Source organism: Blattabacterium cuenoti (assembly GCF_014251695.1).
GTDB lineage: Bacteria > Bacteroidota > Bacteroidia > Flavobacteriales > Blattabacteriaceae > Blattabacterium > Blattabacterium cuenoti_T.
Genome location: NZ_CP059195.1, coordinates 404,536 through 421,040 on the forward strand (window position 1 = coordinate 404,536; position 16,505 = coordinate 421,040).

A 16,505-nucleotide genomic window follows, 5' to 3' on the forward strand; every position below is an offset into this window, starting at 1 on the left:
TTTTTTTAATTTTTCATTTTCAATTTACTTTTAGATCCAGTGTGTCCTCTAAAAGTACGAGTTGGAGCGAACTCTCCAAGTTTATGACCAATCATATTTTCTGTAATATACACATTAATAAATTGCTTACCATTATGAACAGAAAAAGTTTGTCCTACAAAATCAGGTAAAATAGTGGAAGGTCTAGACCAAGTTTTAATTACAGTTTTTTTATCTAATTTTACATTATTTAATACTTTTTTATATAACTTCTGCGAAACATATGGTCCTTTTTTTATAGATCTTGCCATAATTATAAAATTTTTACTTTTTTCTTCTTTGCAAAATATATTGATTAGAATATCGTTTTTTAGAACGAGTTCTAAATCCTTTAGCAGGTTTTCCTTTTCTATTTCTAGGAATACCTCCAGATGCCTTTCCTTCTCCTCCTCCCATTGGATGATCTACAGGATTCATAGCTACACCTCGTGTTCTAGGTCTTCTTCCTATATGTCTCTTATTTCCAGCTTTTCCATATGTTTCTAATTGATGGTCAGAATTAGAAACAATTCCAATTGTAGCCATGCAAGTAATCATTATCATTCTAACTTCTCCAGAAGGAAATTTAATTGTTGCATATTTTTCATCTTTTGCAAATAATTGAGCAAAAGATCCTGCGCTTCTTGCTATTTTAGCACCTTGTCCTGGTCTAAGTTCTATACAGGATATATTAGTTCCCAAAGGGATCTCACTTAAAAAAGTAGAATTTCCTATATTAAAAGGAATATTCTTTCCAGAAATTACTTTTTCTCCTACTTTAAATCCTTCTATTGTTACAATATATCTCTTTTCCCCATCCTCGTAATGAAGTAAGGAAATATAAGAAGATCGATTAGGGTCATATTCTATAGACTTGATTACAGCAGTAATTCCAAATTTTCTTCTTTTAAAATCTATTATCCTATATTTTTTTTTATGACCACCTCCAAAATAACGCATAGTCATACGACCTACATTATTCCTTCCTCCAGATTTACATTTTCCTTTTACTAAAGTTTTTTCAACAGCATAATTTGTAAGTTGATCAAAACAATTAACAATTCTAAAACGTTGACCAGGTGTTATGGGTTTCAATTTTTTTGTTGACATTAAATTTCTTTTTTATTTAAAAAATCAATTTTTTGATTCTCATAAAATTGAACAGTAACTTTTTTTAGTTTATTAGTCCTACCATAAAGAAATCCTTTTTTAGTATATTTAGACTTATCCTTTCTAGGATAAACCATTGTTCTAATATTTTTGACAGAAAATCCAAATAATTTTTTTATTTCTTTTTTAATTTGAATTTTATTATAATTTATGTTCACAGAAAAAGTGTAACAACTATATTTTTCTCCTTTATAAGATTTATCTGTGATAAAAGGTTTTATGAAAATCATAATATTTATTATATAGACAAAAATTGATAAATTTTTTTTATTGAATTTTCAGAAAAAATAATATATGGAAACTTTATCAAAGAAAAACAATCTAATTCATTTACATTTAATAATTTAAAATTTTTCAAATTTCTAGAGGATAAATATAAATTTATATTAATTTTTCCAATTATCATTAATGATTTTTTCTTTTCTAATTGTAAGGATTTTAATAAATTTAAAATAAATTTAGTTTTTGGAGCATTTAATTTTAAGTCTTCTATAATCATAACCTTATTATGTACTAATTTTTGTTCTATAAGAAATTTTCTGACTATATTTTTAGTACGTTTATTTAATTTTATTAAATATTTTCTTGGTTTTGGACCAAAAACCCTTCCCCCTCCTCTAAAAATGGGATTTTTTATATTTCCTTTTCTAGAACCACCAGTCCCTTTTTGTCTATGTAGTTTTTTAGTGCTTCCAGATAATTCTCCTCTTTCTTTAGATTTATGTGTTCCCTGACGTTGAGCTGATAAATATCTTTTAATTTCTAAATATGTAGGATGATTATAATATTTTTTTAAAAAAATATTATCATGAAATTCTATTTTTTTATCAGTATGATTCCCTTTTATATCTAAAATTTTTAATTCCATCCTTTTTTTTGAATCATTAAATATGAATTTTTATTTCCTGGAACTGAACCTTTTAAAATTATGATATTATGATTGGAGTCTATTTTCAATATTTTTAAATTTTTAATTGTTACACTTTGTTTTCCCATTTTTCCAGCCATTTTTTTGCCTTTAAAAACACGTGATGGATCAGATCCAGCTCCTATAGACCCTGATGCTCTTAAACGGTTATGTTGTCCATGAGTTCTTTCTCCTACTCCTGAAAAATTATGTCTTTTAACTACACCTTGAAATCCTTTCCCTTTAGATATTCCTTTGACATGAACTAATTCTCCTTCTTTAAAAAAATCAATAGGGATCGAACTTCCCAAAATAAAATCAGATACTTTTCTCATTTTAAATTCCAACAATTTTTTTTTCGGAGATAACCCAGCTTTTTTAAAATGATTCAATAAAGATTTATTAGTTTTTCTAATTTTCTGATCATCTATCCCCAATTGAATCGAAGAGTAACCATCTTTTTCTATTGTTTTTATCTGAACAATATAACAAGGTCCTACTTGTACAATTGTACATGGAACATTTTCTCCATTTATTAGAAAAATACTAGTCATTCCTATATTTTTTCCTATTAATCCAGTCATATTATATTTTTATACTTTTATCTCTGCTTCCACTCCACTGGGCAATTCCAATTTCATTAATGCATCTACGGTTTTAGATGAAGCGTTATGAATTTGTAAAAGTCTTTTATGAGTAGGAAGAAAAAATTGTTCTCTTGATTTTTTATTAACATGAGGAGAACGTAATACTGTAAATATTTTTTTTTCAGTAGGCAAAGGAACTGGTCCATTCAATATAACTCCTGTGGGAAGTACCGAATTTACAATTCTTTCGGCCGATTTATCTAATAAATTATAATCATAAGATTTTAATTTAATTTTTATATCATGACCCATAAATAAATTTTTTCTAACTATTATTTTTTATTTCTATTTTTATTTTCTATAATTATATTGTCCATCATAGTTTCAGGAACTGTATCATAATGAGAAAATTCCATAACAGAAGTTCCTCTACCAGAAGAAAGTGTTCGTAATACAGTAACATATCCAAACATTTCTGATAATGGGACCAAAGCTTGAATTACTTTTATATTATTTCTACTATTCATATTTTGTACAATTCCTCTTCTACGATTTAAATCCCCTATTATATCTCCCATATTTTCTTCTGGAATTAAAACTTCTAACTTCATAATTGGTTCTAACAAAACAGGTTTCGCTTTTTTTGCTGCTTCTCTAAAACCTAATTTTCCAGCTAATTCAAAAGATAATTGATCAGAATCAACAGAATGATAAGATCCATCTAAAACGGTGACCTTAGCACTATCTATTTCATACCCAGACAAAGGCCCGTTTTTCATCATTTCTCTAAATCCTTTTTCTATAGAAGGAACATATTCTTTTGGAATATTCCCACCTTTTATTTTATTGATGAAAACTAAACCAGATTTACCGATATCTCCGGGTTCTAATCTAAATAATAAATCTGCATATTTTCCTCTACCTCCCGTTTGTTTTTTATAAATTTCTCTATGTTCGACTAAACCAGTTAAAGCCTCTTTATATTCTACTTGAGGTTTTCCTTGATTCACTTCAACTTTAAATTCTCGCTTCATTCTATCTACAAGTATTTCCAAATGAAGTTCCCCCATCCCGGAAATAATAGTTTGACCTGTATAATTATCTGTTCGTACTTGGAAAGTAGGATCTTCTTCCATTAATTTTGATAAAGCCAAACTCATTTTATCTATATCAGATTTATATTTAGGTTCAATGGCTAACCCAATTACTGGTTCAGGAAATAATATTTTTTCCAATAAAATTGGAAATTTTTCATCACATAAAGTATCACCTGTTTTAATATCTTTAAAACCTACTACAGCTGCTATATCTCCAGCTCCAATTTTATTTATTGGATTTTGTTTATTTGCATGCATTTGATATATCCTAGAAATCCGTTCTTTATTTCCTGATCTAGTATTAAAACTGTAAGATCCTGATTCTATTCTTCCAGAATAAACTCTAAAAAAAGCTAAACGTCCAACGAAAGGATCACTTGCAATTTTAAAAGCTAAAGCAGAAAAGGGTTCATTTTCGTCAGGTTTTCTTTTTTCTTTTTTTTGATTAATAGGATTTACTCCAATGACATCCTTTCCTTCAAGAGGAGACGGTAAATATCTACATATAGCATCCAATATAGCTTGAACACCTTTATTCTTGAAAGAAGATCCACATAGAATAGGAATAACTTTCATTTTTATGGTATTCTCTCGTAAAGAAAAAAGAATCTCCTCTTGTGAAATAGAAGAATAATTATCATTTCCATACAAAAATTTTTCCATTATTGTATCATCATGATCAGATAATGTTTCAAGAAGTTTATTTCTATAATCATAAACCATATTTTTCATATTTTCTGGAATGGGAATTTTCTGATATGTCATTCCATAATTTTTTTCATCCCATATAATAGCCTGATTAGCTATTAAATCTACAACTCCCTTAAAATTATCTCCAATCCCAATAGGAATTTGTAGAGGAACTGAATTTGCCCCTAAAATTTTTCGTATTTGAAAACAAACATCAAAAAAATCGGCACCTTGTCTATCCATTTTATTAACAAAAGCTATTCTAGGAATCTTATATTTATCTGCTTGTCTCCATACCGTTTCAGATTGAGGTTCTACTCCATCTACTGCACTAAATAAAACAACCATCCCATCCAATACCCTCATCGATCTTTCTACTTCCACAGTAAAATCTACATGTCCTGGAGTATCTATAATATTAATTTGATATTTTCTATTATCATATACCCATTCACAACATGTAGCTGCAGAGGTAATAGTTATTCCTCGTTCTTGCTCTTGTTGCATCCAATCCATAGTAGCCGCTCCATCATGGACTTCTCCTATTTTATGATTAATTCCTGTGTAAAATAAAATCCTTTCTGTAGTAGTAGTTTTTCCTGCATCAATATGCGCTGCAATTCCTATATTTCTTGTATATTTTAAATCTTTTTCCATAGATAAATAAATCACTAAAATCTAAAATGTGAAAAAGCTTTATTCGCTTCTGCCATTTTATGAATATTTTCTTTTCTTTTTACAGCTTCACCTTGTTCTTGAAAAGCATCCCATGTTTCATATGCTAATTTATTAGCCATTGTTTTTTCATTTCTAATAGAAGCACAAGATATTAATAATTTCATTGCTTTTGTTATTTTACTATTAGAAGAAATTGGTACAGGAACTTGAATGTTAGATCCACCCATACGACGACTTCTAACTTCTACATGAGGCATGACATTTTTTAATCCTTCTTTCCATATTTCCAATGCCGATTTTTCTTCTTTATCCTTGATTATATCGATTTTTGTCATAGCGTTATAAAATATGTTATAAGCTATATTTTTCTTACCATTTTTCATTAAATGATTTACAAAACGTGTTACTAAAGGATCATGAAATTTAGGATCAGGAAAATATATTTTTTCTTTTTTTTTTACTTTTCTCATTAATAGTTTAATCTTTTTTATCTATTTTAGCTCCATATTTACTCCTGCTTTTTTTTCTTCCATTAACTCCAGCCGTATCTCTAGCTCCACGTACAATCTTATATTTTACCCCTGGTAAATCTTTTACTCTACCTCCTTTAACTAAAACTATTGAATGTTCTTGTAGATTATGTCCTTCTCCTGTGATATAACTAATTACTTCTTTTCCATTTGTAAAACGAACACGAGCTACTTTTCGCATAGCGGAGTTAGGTTTCTTAGGTGTAGTAGTATAAACTCTAGTACATACTCCTCTTTTTTGAGGACAAAATTCTAAAGCTACAGATTTCCGTTTTTTAGAAACAGAAGTCCGTCCTTTTCTAATTAACTGCTGTATAGTAGGCATATCCTATATTTAAAATGCAAATTATGTTATTTAATAATAAGTTACAAAACTTAATAATGAAAAAATTATTTCATATTAAATATTATCAATGTGAATTTTTTGATTTTGAAAAGAATCTTCTTCTAATGATTTAATATTAAGTTCTCTATAAATATAACGAAAAGTTGAAAGTAAACAAGGGGTTCCATCAACAATAGCTACATTATGTTCATAATGAGATGAAATTTTTTTGTCTAGGGTAGATACCGTCCATCCATCTTTATGAAAAATAATTTCAGATGTACCAAGATTAACCATTGGTTCTATAGAAATAACTAATCCTTCTTTCAATTTAAGACCTTTTCCTTTTTTTCCAAAATTTGGAATTTTAGGATCCTCATGCATATTTTTTCCTAATCCGTGACCAACGAGATTTTTGACCACATGATAGCCGTTTTTTTCAATAAAAGATTGTATAGAATAACCTATATCTCCTGTTCTATTTCCACATTTACAATTGGATATTCCTATATAAAGAGATTTTTTAGAACAATTTAAAAATGTTTTTATATCATGAGATACTTTTCCAACTTCAAAAGTATAAGCATGTTCTCCATAAAATCCATTCATATAGACACCACAATCTATAGATAAGATATCCCCTTCAGATAAAGGATTTAAATTAGGAATTCCATGTACTACTTGATGATTTGGAGAAACACATAAAGTATTTGGAAAATTATATAATCCTAAAAAAGCTGGTATTCCTCCATGATCACGAATAAAACTTTCTGCAAGTTTGTCTAAATAAAGAGTATTAATCCCTGGTTTTACTTTTTTAGCCAGCATTCCTAATGTTTTAGAAGCTAAAAAAGCACTTTTTTTGATTAATATTATTTCTTCTATAGTTTTCAATTTTATCAAAATGATAATTATTATTATTCTATGATCATAGAAGTTCCACTCATAATTTTAGGAACAGGAAGTCCCATTAATTTAAGAATAGTAGGAGCTACATCTGATAAAATTCCTTCTTTTTTTAAAAAAATATTTTGTTTATTTATATCTTTATCTAAAATAATAAAAGGAACTAGAGATGTAGTATGAGCTGTATGAGGAGTCCCATCTGGATTTATCATAAAATCTGCATTTCCATGATCTCCTACTATAACAACCGTGTATGAATTTTTGATAGCTTCTTCGGAACAATATTTTACACATTTATCAACAAATTCACATGCTTTTATTGTTTCTTTCATTTTACCAGTATGGCCTACCATATCTGGATTTGCAAAATTTAAACAAATAAAATCTGATTGTTTTCTTTTCAATTCAGGAATAATTTTTTTAACGATATTTTCTGCACTCATTTCAGGTTTTAAATCATAAGTAGGAACTCTAGGAGACTGACATAAAATTCTTATTTCTCGGTTAAAAGGAGCCTCTTTCCCGCCCGAAAAAAAAAAGGTTACGTGTGGATATTTCTCTGTTTCAGCTATACGTATTTGCTTTTTCCCTTCTTTCTCTAAAATTTCACCCAAAGTATCTGATAAATATTCTTTTTCAAAAAGAACATGAATTCCTTTATATTTAGGATTAAAACAAGTCATAGTTATATAATATAATAAATTTAATTTGTTTTTTTTTGAAAAAAAAGTATTATTTTCCGTTAAAAGTTCTGTAATTTGTCTGGAACGATCAGGACGAAAATTAAAACAAAAAACAACGTCTCCATTCTTTATTCTTGAAATTGGAATTTCGTTTTCATCAACAATTATTAAAGGAGATAAAAATTCATCTGTTATTCCATTATCATATAATTTATTTATAGATAAAATAATATTTTTAGTATAAATCCCTTTTGAATGAACCATTGCGTTATATGCTTTTTTAGTTCTTTCCCAATTATGATCACGATCCATTGAATAATATCTTCCTATAATAGAAGACAATTTTCCAACATATTGTTCAGTTACATTTAAAAGTTGTTTTATATAAAAAGCCCCCTTTTTTGGAGAAGTATCTCTTCCATCTGTAAAAGCATGTATAAATACATTCTTTATTTTTTTTATATGAGCTATTTTAAGTAAATAAAAAAGATGATTCATATGTGAGTGAACTCCTCCATCAGATAATAATCCAATAAAATGAATTCTTTTTTTAGAAATAGAAATTTCATTAAAAAAAATATCTATTTTTTTTATAAACGAATTATTTTTAATAGAAAGATTAATTTTCTCTAAATTTTGAGTTATCTTACGTCCAGATCCCAAATTCATATGACCAACTTCTGAATTTCCCATTTGCCCTTTAGGTAATCCAACATCATATCCTGATGCTTTCAATTTACTATAAGGATAATTTTTAGAACAATAATTAATAAATGGTGTAAATGCTTGTTCTATTGCAGAAGAATAATAATTTTTAGAAGAAGAAAGACCCCACCCATCTAATATTATTAATATTAATTTTTTCATTTAACTTTCTTTATATTATATACTTATTCTTTTAAAAAGATTTATTTTTAAATTTTTATCATATTTATCTAAATATTCTTGAACAGTTATTTTATTATTTTTTATAAATTTTTGATTAAGAAGAGTATTTTCTAATATAAATTTTTTAATTTTTCCTTGAATCATTTTTTCTTTTACAGAATCAGGTTTATTCTTTTTTCGAAATTGATCTTCAATAATATCAATTTCTTCGTTTATTAATGATTTGGGAATTTCTTTTTCATTAATAGCTATAGGATTCATAGCGGCTACATGCATCGCTATATCTTTAGCTACAGATACATTACGTACTTTATCAGAAAAGCCAACTAATACCGCTATTTTATTATTAGTATTGTGAGTGTAATTTATCACAAATGGAGAGTCAATTTTTTCAAAAATTTTTAATTCTAATTTTTCTCCTACAACTCCCATTTGATTTATAATCAAATCCTGTATACTTTCGTATTCTTTATATGAACTGTATAAAAAATCCATTTTATTATGGAATAATAATGAATGTTTTGAAAGTATAGATAAAAAACTCAAAAATTCATAACTTTTGGATAAAAAATCGGTTTCACAACTAATACCTATAATTGTTCCACAAGAATAATTCAAATCAACAGAAGCAATAAGAGCTCCATCTTTCATTTTATATAATGAACGATTCATTGCTATTTTTTCTCCTTTTTTTCTTAAAAAACGAATAGCCTTATCTATGTCTCCATTTGATTGAATCAATGCCTGTTTACAATCCATAATTCCAATCCCTGTTATTTTTCTAAGTTTATCAATTTTTTGTACAGAAATTTTCATCATTTTTTATAAACAAAATTTTTATCTATACGTTCATTTTTATTCATATAAATTCCATCTTGAATTGCTTCTGATACAAATTTTAAAATAATATCTATAGATTTAGAAGAATCATCATTAGAAGGGATAGGATATTCAATCTTATTGGGATCTGTATTCGTATCTACCATAGCAAAAACGGGTATTTTTAGTTTTTTAGCTTCAGTTAAAGCTATTTTTTCCTTATTTGGATCTACTAAAAAAATACCGCCTGGTATATGATTCATATTCGAAATACTTCCTAAATTTTTATATAATTTAGCATATAATCGATCAATTAATAATCTCTCCTTTTTAGATAAAGTGTCAAAAATTCCGTTTTTTTTCATTTTTTCTATATTATTCATTTTTTTTACAGACTTACGAATCGTTGTAAAGTTTGTAAGTAAACCACCCAACCATCTTTCTGTTATGCAAGGCATATTTATACTTTTTGCATAAAAGAAAATTTTTTCTTTCGCTTGAGCTTTTGTTCCCACTAATAATATTTTTTTTCCATTTTTTGCTATTTGTTTTAATCCATAACAAGCTCCCTCTAATTTTAAAATTGTTTTTGATAAATCTATAATATGAATTCCTCCTTTTTTCATAAAAATAAAAGGACGCATATTAGGATTCCATTTTCGTGCAATATGTCCAAAATGAACACCAGCTTGCAACAAATCTTGAGTATTTATTCTCATTATATTTTTAATTTCTAACGTTTTGAAAATTGATACTTTTTTCTAGCTTTTTTTTGTCCAAATTTTTTCCTTTCTACTTCTCTAGAGTCACGTGTTAATAGCCCTTCAGATTTTAATTTTTTTCTATTTTTTATATCAACTTGACAAAGTGCACGAGATATGGCAAGACGAATTGCTTCCGCTTGACCATTAAATCCACCACCAAAAACTTTTATAGTTATATCAAATTGACTCAATTTTTTTATTATTTCAATAGGATATAGTATTTTTTTATGAAGATATATCGGAAAATATTGATCCAATCTCTTAGAATTAACAGTTATTAATCCATCTCCTATTTTTAAATATATGCGAGCAAGAGATCTTTTTCTTCTTCCTATAGTATGTATCATAATTTTTATTTTTTAAATAAAAAAGGTTTTTGTGCTTGATGTTTGTGCTCAGATTTTGGATAGACATGTAAATTTTTAAAAATCAATCGTCCTAAACGATTTTTAGGTAACATTCCTTTAACCGATTTATATATTATACTCCTTGAATCTTTATTAAATAAATTTTTAAAAAAAACGATTTTTTTCCCACCTGGATACCCAGTATAATGAATATATTTTTTATCATTCCATTTCTTTCCAGTAAGTTTAATTTTATTTGAATTAATAACAATTACATGATCTCCACAATTAATGTTTGGAGAAAAAAAAGGTTTATGTTTCCCCATTATAATACAAGCAATTTTAGTGGATAATCTTCCCAATATTTGATTCGTTGCATCTATTACTATCCAAGATTGAACCACCGAACTTTTTTTAGCTGAAATCGTTTTTAAACTTAAAAAATCCATAATTATTTATTATTTTATTTTATCAATATAAGAAATTTTAAAAATTTTAATGAATGACTTTTTGTCATAAAAAATTTTTATAAAAAAAGTTTTTTCTTGTCATACAACCTCTCCCCTTTATTTATAAAGGTTTTATTTTCATTATGGCATAATGATTGGAGTGCTATTGAATGAAATTAACATATGAAAAAACGTAATAAAAATGAGTAAAATTATAGGTATAGATTTAGGAACAACCAATTCTTGTGTTTCTGTTATGGAAATCAATGATCCTGTTGTCATCCCTAATTCAGAAGGGAAAAGGACAACTCCATCTATAGTAGCTTTTGTAGAAGGAGGAGAAAGAAAAATAGGAGATCCTGCTAAAAGACAAGCGGTAACAAATCCAAAAAAAACTATTTTTTCAATCAAAAGATTTATGGGAAGAATGTATTCAGAAGTATCTGAAGAATTAAAACATATTCCTTATAAAGTTATAAAAGGTGGAAATAATACTCCTCGTGTTGATATAGAAAATAGATTATATGCTCCACAAGAAATATCTGCAATGATTTTACAAAAAATGAAAAAAACAGCTGAAGATTATCTTGGAGAAGAAATTAATAGAGCCGTAATTACGGTCCCTGCTTATTTTAACGATGCACAAAGACAAGCGACTAAAGAAGCTGGAGAAATAGCTGGATTAAAAGTAGAAAGAATTATAAATGAACCCACTGCAGCTGCTTTAGCTTATGGTTTAGATAAAAATAATCAAAATAAAAAAATTGTTGTATACGATTTAGGAGGAGGTACTTTTGATGTTTCTATTTTAGAATTAGGAGATGGAGTTTTTGAAGTTCTATCTACTAATGGGGATACACATTTAGGAGGAGATGATTTTGATCAAGTTATTATTAATTATTTAGCAAGTGAATTTAAATCTAAAGAAGGATTAGATCTTAGAAAGGATCCTATGGCTTTACAACGTTTGAAAGAAGCATCTGAAAAAGCTAAAATCGAACTATCTTCTTCAAATCAAACAGAAGTAAATCTACCTTACATTACAGCAACGGAATCAGGGCCAAAACATTTAGTATTGACCCTTATACGTTCCAAATTTGAACAATTGTCAGAAAAATTAATACAACGCTCCATTAATCCTTGTTCTAAAGCATTAAAAGATGCAAATTTAATAACTAAAGATATAGACGAAGTAATTTTAGTTGGGGGGTCTACACGTATGCCAAAAGTACAAGAAGAAGTAGAAAAATTTTTTGGAAAAAAACCATCTAAGGGAGTTAACCCAGATGAAGTCGTCGCTATTGGGGCAGCTATACAAGGAGGTGTACTAACGGGAGATGTACAAAATGTATTGCTATTAGATGTTACTCCTTTATCTTTAGGAATTGAAACTTTAGGAGGAGTTTTTACAAAACTTATTGAATCTAATACTACAATCCCTACTAAAAAATCAGAAGTTTTTTCTACAGCATCTGATAATCAATCAGCAGTAACTATACGTGTAGGACAAGGAGAAAGACCTATGTTCAATGATAATAAAGAAATAGGGAGGTTTGACTTAGTTGATATTCCTCCAGCTCCTAGAGGAATTCCTCAAATTGAGGTAACTTTTGATATAGATGCGAATGGAATACTTAATGTTTCTGCGAAAGATAAAGGAACAGGAAAAGAACAATCAATACGTATAGAAACCTCTTCAGGATTAAATCAAGAAGAAATCGAAAAAATGAAAAAAGAGGCAAAAGAAAATGCCCAAAAAGATGAAAAAATAAAAAAAGAAATCGAAAAATTAAACACTGCAGACAATCAAATTTTTCAATCTGAAAAACAATTGAAAGATTATGGAAATAAATTATCTGAAAATAATAAAAAAAATATAGAAAATTCTTTAAAAAAATTAAAAGAAGCTCATTCTAAAAAAGATTTTGTTTCTATTGAAAATTATATGAAAAAACTAAATGAAGCTTGGACTAATGCTTCTCAAGAAATTTATAATACAAAAAATATAAATAAAAATAATCAATCAAATAAAAAAGAAGAAAAAGAAAATGAAGAAAAAAGCAGCAAAGGAAATGAAAATGTACAAGATGTAGATTATGAAGAGGTAAAATAAAAATTTATAAGATAAAGGGAGTCTATTATAATGGAATAATAGAAATTTTAGTTTCTCCTCCAATAACTTTTTCTCCCTTTTTCACTAAAATTATAGAGTTTAATGGTAAAAAAACATCAACTCTAGATCCAAATTTAATAAATCCAAATTCATGGCCTTTTTTTGCTATAGCATTCTTTTTCGCATAAGTAATAATACGTCTAGCCAAAAACCCAGCTATTTGTCTAAATAATATTTTTTCTTTTTTATTGGTTTCTACTACTATTGTTGTACGTTCGTTATGTAATGAAGATTTAGGGAGCCAAGCTATTATATATTTACCAGGATGATATTTTACATAAATAATTTTTCCAGACACAGGAAATCTATTAACATGGACATTAAAAGGAGACATAAAAATAGAAATACATATACAGTTTTTTTTTAAAAATTCATTTTCAAAAATTTGTTGTATATCTAAAATTTTACCATCAGCAGGAGAAATTATTGTTTCTTTATTATAATTTTTTTCATATAAATTTCTCTTTGGATTTCTAAAAAAAAAAATTAAAAAAAGATAAAAAGCGATCAAAAAAATTGATACGAAAATAAAAATTAATCTACACAATAAAAAGAAAAAAAATATCACTAATAATAGTATTATTACTAATGTGTATCCTAAAAATACAATTCCTTCTTTATGAATCATGATCACAAAATTATATTTTTTAATATATTTAAAAAATATAAACCAAACTAGTTACGACAGTGGCTATAATAGGAATCACAAAAATAAAACTATCTAATCTATCTAAAAATCCACCATGACCAGGAAACAAAACTCCGGAATTTTTAACACTGCAAGATCTTTTAATAGTAGATTCTACAAGATCTCCAATAGTAGAAAAAATAGGAATAGTGAAAGATAAAATAAACCAATATTTTTCTCCCCATACTTTGTATAAAAAAAATCCTAATATTATACAAAAAAATAAACCAGCAATAACACCTTCTATTGATTTTTTAGGAGAAACAGATATAGCTATTTTTCTTTTCCCCCATTTTTTTCCTATTAAATAGGATAAAGAATCATTTGTCCATATTAAAATAAATATACCTAAAATTAATTGTTTTCCATTATGAATCATAGTATATATATAAGATGCTAAATAAAAAGGCATAATAATATACATTAATCCAAAAATTAGATGACTCGCTTGTATTATTTTTTCTTTATGAGAATATTTTTTAGAAAATAATTGAATCATAAGAAAAATTATAGAATAAGGGATGAAACAAATGATATATGAAATTAATCCTTTTTCTTTTCCTATAAAAATATCCATAATAATAGAAAGTAAAAAAAATAAAGAAGTAATTTTTATTAAAATAGTGTTTATTCTTAGTATTAATAAAAATTCAAACAAACAAAATAAAGATAATATCATCATTACTATTCGAAAAGTTTTTTCTCCTTTTTCAATAGAAAAAATAATTGAAATTACATAAATCAAACCGGTAATAAATCTTATTATAAAGTCTAAATCTTTTTTTTTTTTCATTTTATATTCAAATTCATTATCAAATCAAGAAGAAGATATATTACTAACAGAACTTAACATATCACCGATTTCATCAGTATAAGGTCTCTCTCCAAATAGATTTTTTAAATCTTCTCTAAAAATAACTTCTTTTTCTAATAATTCGTTAGCCAATAACGACAATTTTTTTTCATTATTTTTCAATATTTTTTTAGCTCTTTGATATTGTTCTGTTATAATTTTAGATATTTCTTCATCTATAATTTGAGCCGTTTTTTCACTGTAAGGTTTTGAAAAAGATAATTCATTTTGTCCTGTAGAATCATAATAAGAAATGTTTCCAATTCTTTCATTCAATCCAAAAATTGCTACCATAGATTGAGCTTGTTTAGTAACTCTTTCTAAATCATTTAAGGCTCCAGTAGAAATAGATCTAAAAATAATTTCTTCGGCAGATCTTCCAGCTAATAATGCACATATTTCATCTTTCATTTGTTCTGGAGTGGTTAATTGTCTTTCCTCTGGAAGATACCATGCTGACCCCAATGATCTTCCTCTTGGAACTATAGTAACCTTTACTAAAGGGGCTGCATGTTCTAATAACCAACTAATTATAGCATGCCCAGCTTCATGATAAGCAATTCGTTTTTTTTCATTTGGTTTTATAATTTTATTCTTTTTTTCTAAACCCCCAATAATACGATCTATTGCGTCAAGAAAATCTTGATTTTCTATTTTAGATCTATCTTTTCTTGCTGCAATGAGAGCTGATTCATTACAAACATTAGCAATATCCGCTCCACTAAATCCTGGAGTTTGTCTTGCTAAAAAATCTATATCTACGTTATCAGATAATACTAATCTTTCAAGATGGACACAAAATATTTCTTTCCTTTCATTTAATTCAGGTGGATCTACTAATATAGTACGGTCAAAACGACCTGGACGAAGTAAAGCTTTATCCAAAATATCGGATCTGTTAGTTGCAGCTAATACAATTACATTAGTATGAGTTCCGAATCCATCCATTTCTGTTAAAAGTTGATTTAAAGTATTTTCTCTTTCATCATTTGATCCAGCTATACTGCTTTTTCCACGAGCTCTTCCTATAGCATCTATCTCATCAATGAATATAATGCATGGAGATTTTTCTTTTGCTTTTTCAAATAAATCTCTAACTCTAGATGCTCCTACTCCTACAAACATTTCTACAAAATCTGATCCTGATAAAGAAAAAAATGGGACCTTTGCTTCTCCAGCCACAGCTTTAGCTAATAAAGTCTTTCCTGTTCCTGGTGGACCTATCAATAAAGCTCCTTTAGGAATTTTTCCTCCAAGTTTAGTATATTTTTGTGGACTTTTTAAAAATTCCACTATTTCTTGAACTTCTTCTTTAGCCCCTTCTAAACCTGCAACATCTTTAAACGTTATTTTTACATTATCATTTTCATCAAATAACTTAGCTCTGGATTTACCAATATTAAATATTTGACCTCCTGGGCCTCCACTAGGAGATCCTATTCTTCTAAATAAAAAAATCCAAAAAATAATTAATAATATAAAAAATATACCATAATCAAAGAAAAATTTAGTTATGGTATATTCTTGTTGATTTTTAAAATCAATAACAGTACTTAAATCATATTTTTTCTTATATTCTTCATATTTTTTTTGAAAAAACTGTAAATCTCCTATTTCAAATTCATATTGTAATGGTTGTGTCATGAAACTTTTTTCAGATTCATTATTTTTAATAATATTTCGATTAGAATTATTAAATGGTAAAAATTCTTTTTTCAAATAAACATATACTATTTCTCTATGTTTTACTATAATTTTTTGAACTTTTCCTTTCGATAAGATATGAAAAAAAGTATCTTGATCTATTTTTCTAGGATTAGAAAAAGAAGATTTAAAAAAAAATATACCTAAAAATATAGCAAATATAACTGCATATACCCAAAAAAAGTTATTTTTACTTTTTATTTTTTTATTTATCATATAGGTTTCTTCA

19 protein-coding genes are annotated in these 16,505 nt (G+C 26.9%); 1 reads left to right on the forward strand and 18 read right to left on the reverse strand.

Annotated elements, in window-relative coordinates; translation table 11 throughout:
* Window positions 1-5: 5 nt before the first annotated feature.
* From rpsS to rplM, 15 genes are all read right to left on the reverse strand, one after another.
* The gene (gene rpsS, locus H0H62_RS01945) at window positions 6-290 is read right to left on the reverse strand and encodes a 30S ribosomal protein S19 (protein ID WP_185860528.1); all 285 of its coding nucleotides are present in this window, start codon (window positions 288-290) and stop codon (window positions 6-8) included.
* Window positions 291-303: 13 nt separating this feature from the next.
* Window positions 304-1,128 carry a 50S ribosomal protein L2 gene (gene rplB, locus H0H62_RS01950; RefSeq protein ID WP_185860529.1) on the reverse strand — a complete coding sequence of 275 codons (825 nt, stop codon included), beginning with the start codon at window positions 1,126-1,128 and terminating at the stop codon, window positions 304-306.
* Window positions 1,128-1,418: a 50S ribosomal protein L23 gene (gene rplW / locus H0H62_RS01955; protein WP_185860530.1), complete on the reverse strand. Its 291-nt coding sequence runs from the start codon at window positions 1,416-1,418 to the stop codon at window positions 1,128-1,130. Before rplW ends, rplB begins: the two co-directional genes overlap by 1 nt.
* A gap of 8 nt (window positions 1,419-1,426) precedes the next feature.
* Window positions 1,427-2,056, reverse strand: coding sequence for a 50S ribosomal protein L4 (rplD, locus tag H0H62_RS01960; RefSeq protein WP_185860531.1), 630 nt, complete (start codon window positions 2,054-2,056; stop codon window positions 1,427-1,429).
* Window positions 2,047-2,679, reverse strand: a complete 633-nt coding sequence (rplC, locus tag H0H62_RS01965; RefSeq protein WP_185860532.1) for a 50S ribosomal protein L3 — start codon at window positions 2,677-2,679, stop codon at window positions 2,047-2,049. The genes rplD and rplC overlap by 10 nt, the downstream gene beginning before the upstream one ends.
* 9 nt (window positions 2,680-2,688) lie before the next feature.
* Window positions 2,689-2,994, reverse strand: a complete 306-nt coding sequence (rpsJ, locus tag H0H62_RS01970) for a 30S ribosomal protein S10 (protein WP_185858348.1) — start codon at window positions 2,992-2,994, stop codon at window positions 2,689-2,691.
* 20 nt (window positions 2,995-3,014) lie between these two features.
* Window positions 3,015-5,126: an elongation factor G gene (gene fusA, locus H0H62_RS01975; protein WP_185860533.1), complete on the reverse strand. Its 2,112-nt coding sequence runs from the start codon at window positions 5,124-5,126 to the stop codon at window positions 3,015-3,017.
* A 14-nt stretch (window positions 5,127-5,140) separates the two neighbouring features.
* Window positions 5,141-5,617 carry a 30S ribosomal protein S7 gene (gene rpsG / locus H0H62_RS01980; protein WP_185860534.1) on the reverse strand — a complete coding sequence of 159 codons (477 nt, stop codon included), beginning with the start codon at window positions 5,615-5,617 and terminating at the stop codon, window positions 5,141-5,143.
* A gap of 7 nt (window positions 5,618-5,624) precedes the next feature.
* Window positions 5,625-6,002 (reverse strand): 30S ribosomal protein S12, encoded by a 378-nt coding sequence (rpsL, locus tag H0H62_RS01985; RefSeq protein ID WP_185860535.1) that lies wholly within the window; start codon window positions 6,000-6,002, stop codon window positions 5,625-5,627.
* A gap of 75 nt (window positions 6,003-6,077) precedes the next feature.
* Window positions 6,078-6,905, reverse strand: a complete 828-nt coding sequence (map, locus tag H0H62_RS01990; RefSeq protein WP_185860536.1) for a type I methionyl aminopeptidase — start codon at window positions 6,903-6,905, stop codon at window positions 6,078-6,080.
* Window positions 6,906-6,919: 14 nt separating this feature from the next.
* Window positions 6,920-8,458: a 2,3-bisphosphoglycerate-independent phosphoglycerate mutase gene (gene gpmI, locus H0H62_RS01995; RefSeq protein ID WP_185860537.1), complete on the reverse strand. Its 1,539-nt coding sequence runs from the start codon at window positions 8,456-8,458 to the stop codon at window positions 6,920-6,922.
* A 15-nt stretch (window positions 8,459-8,473) separates the two neighbouring features.
* A complete protein-coding gene (tsf, locus tag H0H62_RS02000; RefSeq protein ID WP_238784118.1) occupies window positions 8,474-9,298 on the reverse strand; it encodes a translation elongation factor Ts in 825 nt (274 codons plus the stop codon).
* A complete protein-coding gene (gene rpsB, locus H0H62_RS02005; protein ID WP_185860538.1) occupies window positions 9,295-10,017 on the reverse strand; it encodes a 30S ribosomal protein S2 in 723 nt (240 codons plus the stop codon). Before rpsB ends, tsf begins: the two co-directional genes overlap by 4 nt.
* Window positions 10,018-10,031: 14 nt before the next feature.
* A complete protein-coding gene (gene rpsI, locus H0H62_RS02010) occupies window positions 10,032-10,409 on the reverse strand; it encodes a 30S ribosomal protein S9 (protein WP_185860539.1) in 378 nt (125 codons plus the stop codon).
* A gap of 5 nt (window positions 10,410-10,414) precedes the next feature.
* On the reverse strand, window positions 10,415-10,858 hold the full coding sequence (gene rplM / locus H0H62_RS02015) for a 50S ribosomal protein L13 (RefSeq protein WP_185860540.1): 444 nt from the start codon (window positions 10,856-10,858) through the stop codon (window positions 10,415-10,417).
* Between the two features lie 202 nt (window positions 10,859-11,060).
* On the opposite strand from rplM, the gene dnaK reads away from it, so the two are divergent.
* Window positions 11,061-12,971 (forward strand): molecular chaperone DnaK, encoded by a 1,911-nt coding sequence (gene dnaK / locus H0H62_RS02020; RefSeq protein WP_185860541.1) that lies wholly within the window; start codon window positions 11,061-11,063, stop codon window positions 12,969-12,971.
* Window positions 12,972-12,996: 25 nt separating this feature from the next.
* Here the strand turns inward: dnaK and H0H62_RS02025 are convergent, their stop codons facing one another.
* The 3 genes from H0H62_RS02025 to ftsH are packed head-to-tail and all read right to left on the reverse strand — an operon-like array spanning window position 12,997 to window position 16,492.
* Complete coding sequence (locus H0H62_RS02025; RefSeq protein ID WP_185860542.1) at window positions 12,997-13,659, reverse strand: phosphatidylserine decarboxylase family protein; 663 nt, start codon at window positions 13,657-13,659, stop codon at window positions 12,997-12,999.
* A 28-nt stretch (window positions 13,660-13,687) separates the two neighbouring features.
* Window positions 13,688-14,512: a phosphatidate cytidylyltransferase gene (locus H0H62_RS02030; protein WP_185860543.1), complete on the reverse strand. Its 825-nt coding sequence runs from the start codon at window positions 14,510-14,512 to the stop codon at window positions 13,688-13,690.
* 24 nt (window positions 14,513-14,536) lie between these two features.
* Window positions 14,537-16,492 carry an ATP-dependent zinc metalloprotease FtsH gene (gene ftsH, locus H0H62_RS02035; protein WP_185860544.1) on the reverse strand — a complete coding sequence of 652 codons (1,956 nt, stop codon included), beginning with the start codon at window positions 16,490-16,492 and terminating at the stop codon, window positions 14,537-14,539.
* Between the last annotated feature and the right edge of the window lie 13 nt (window positions 16,493-16,505).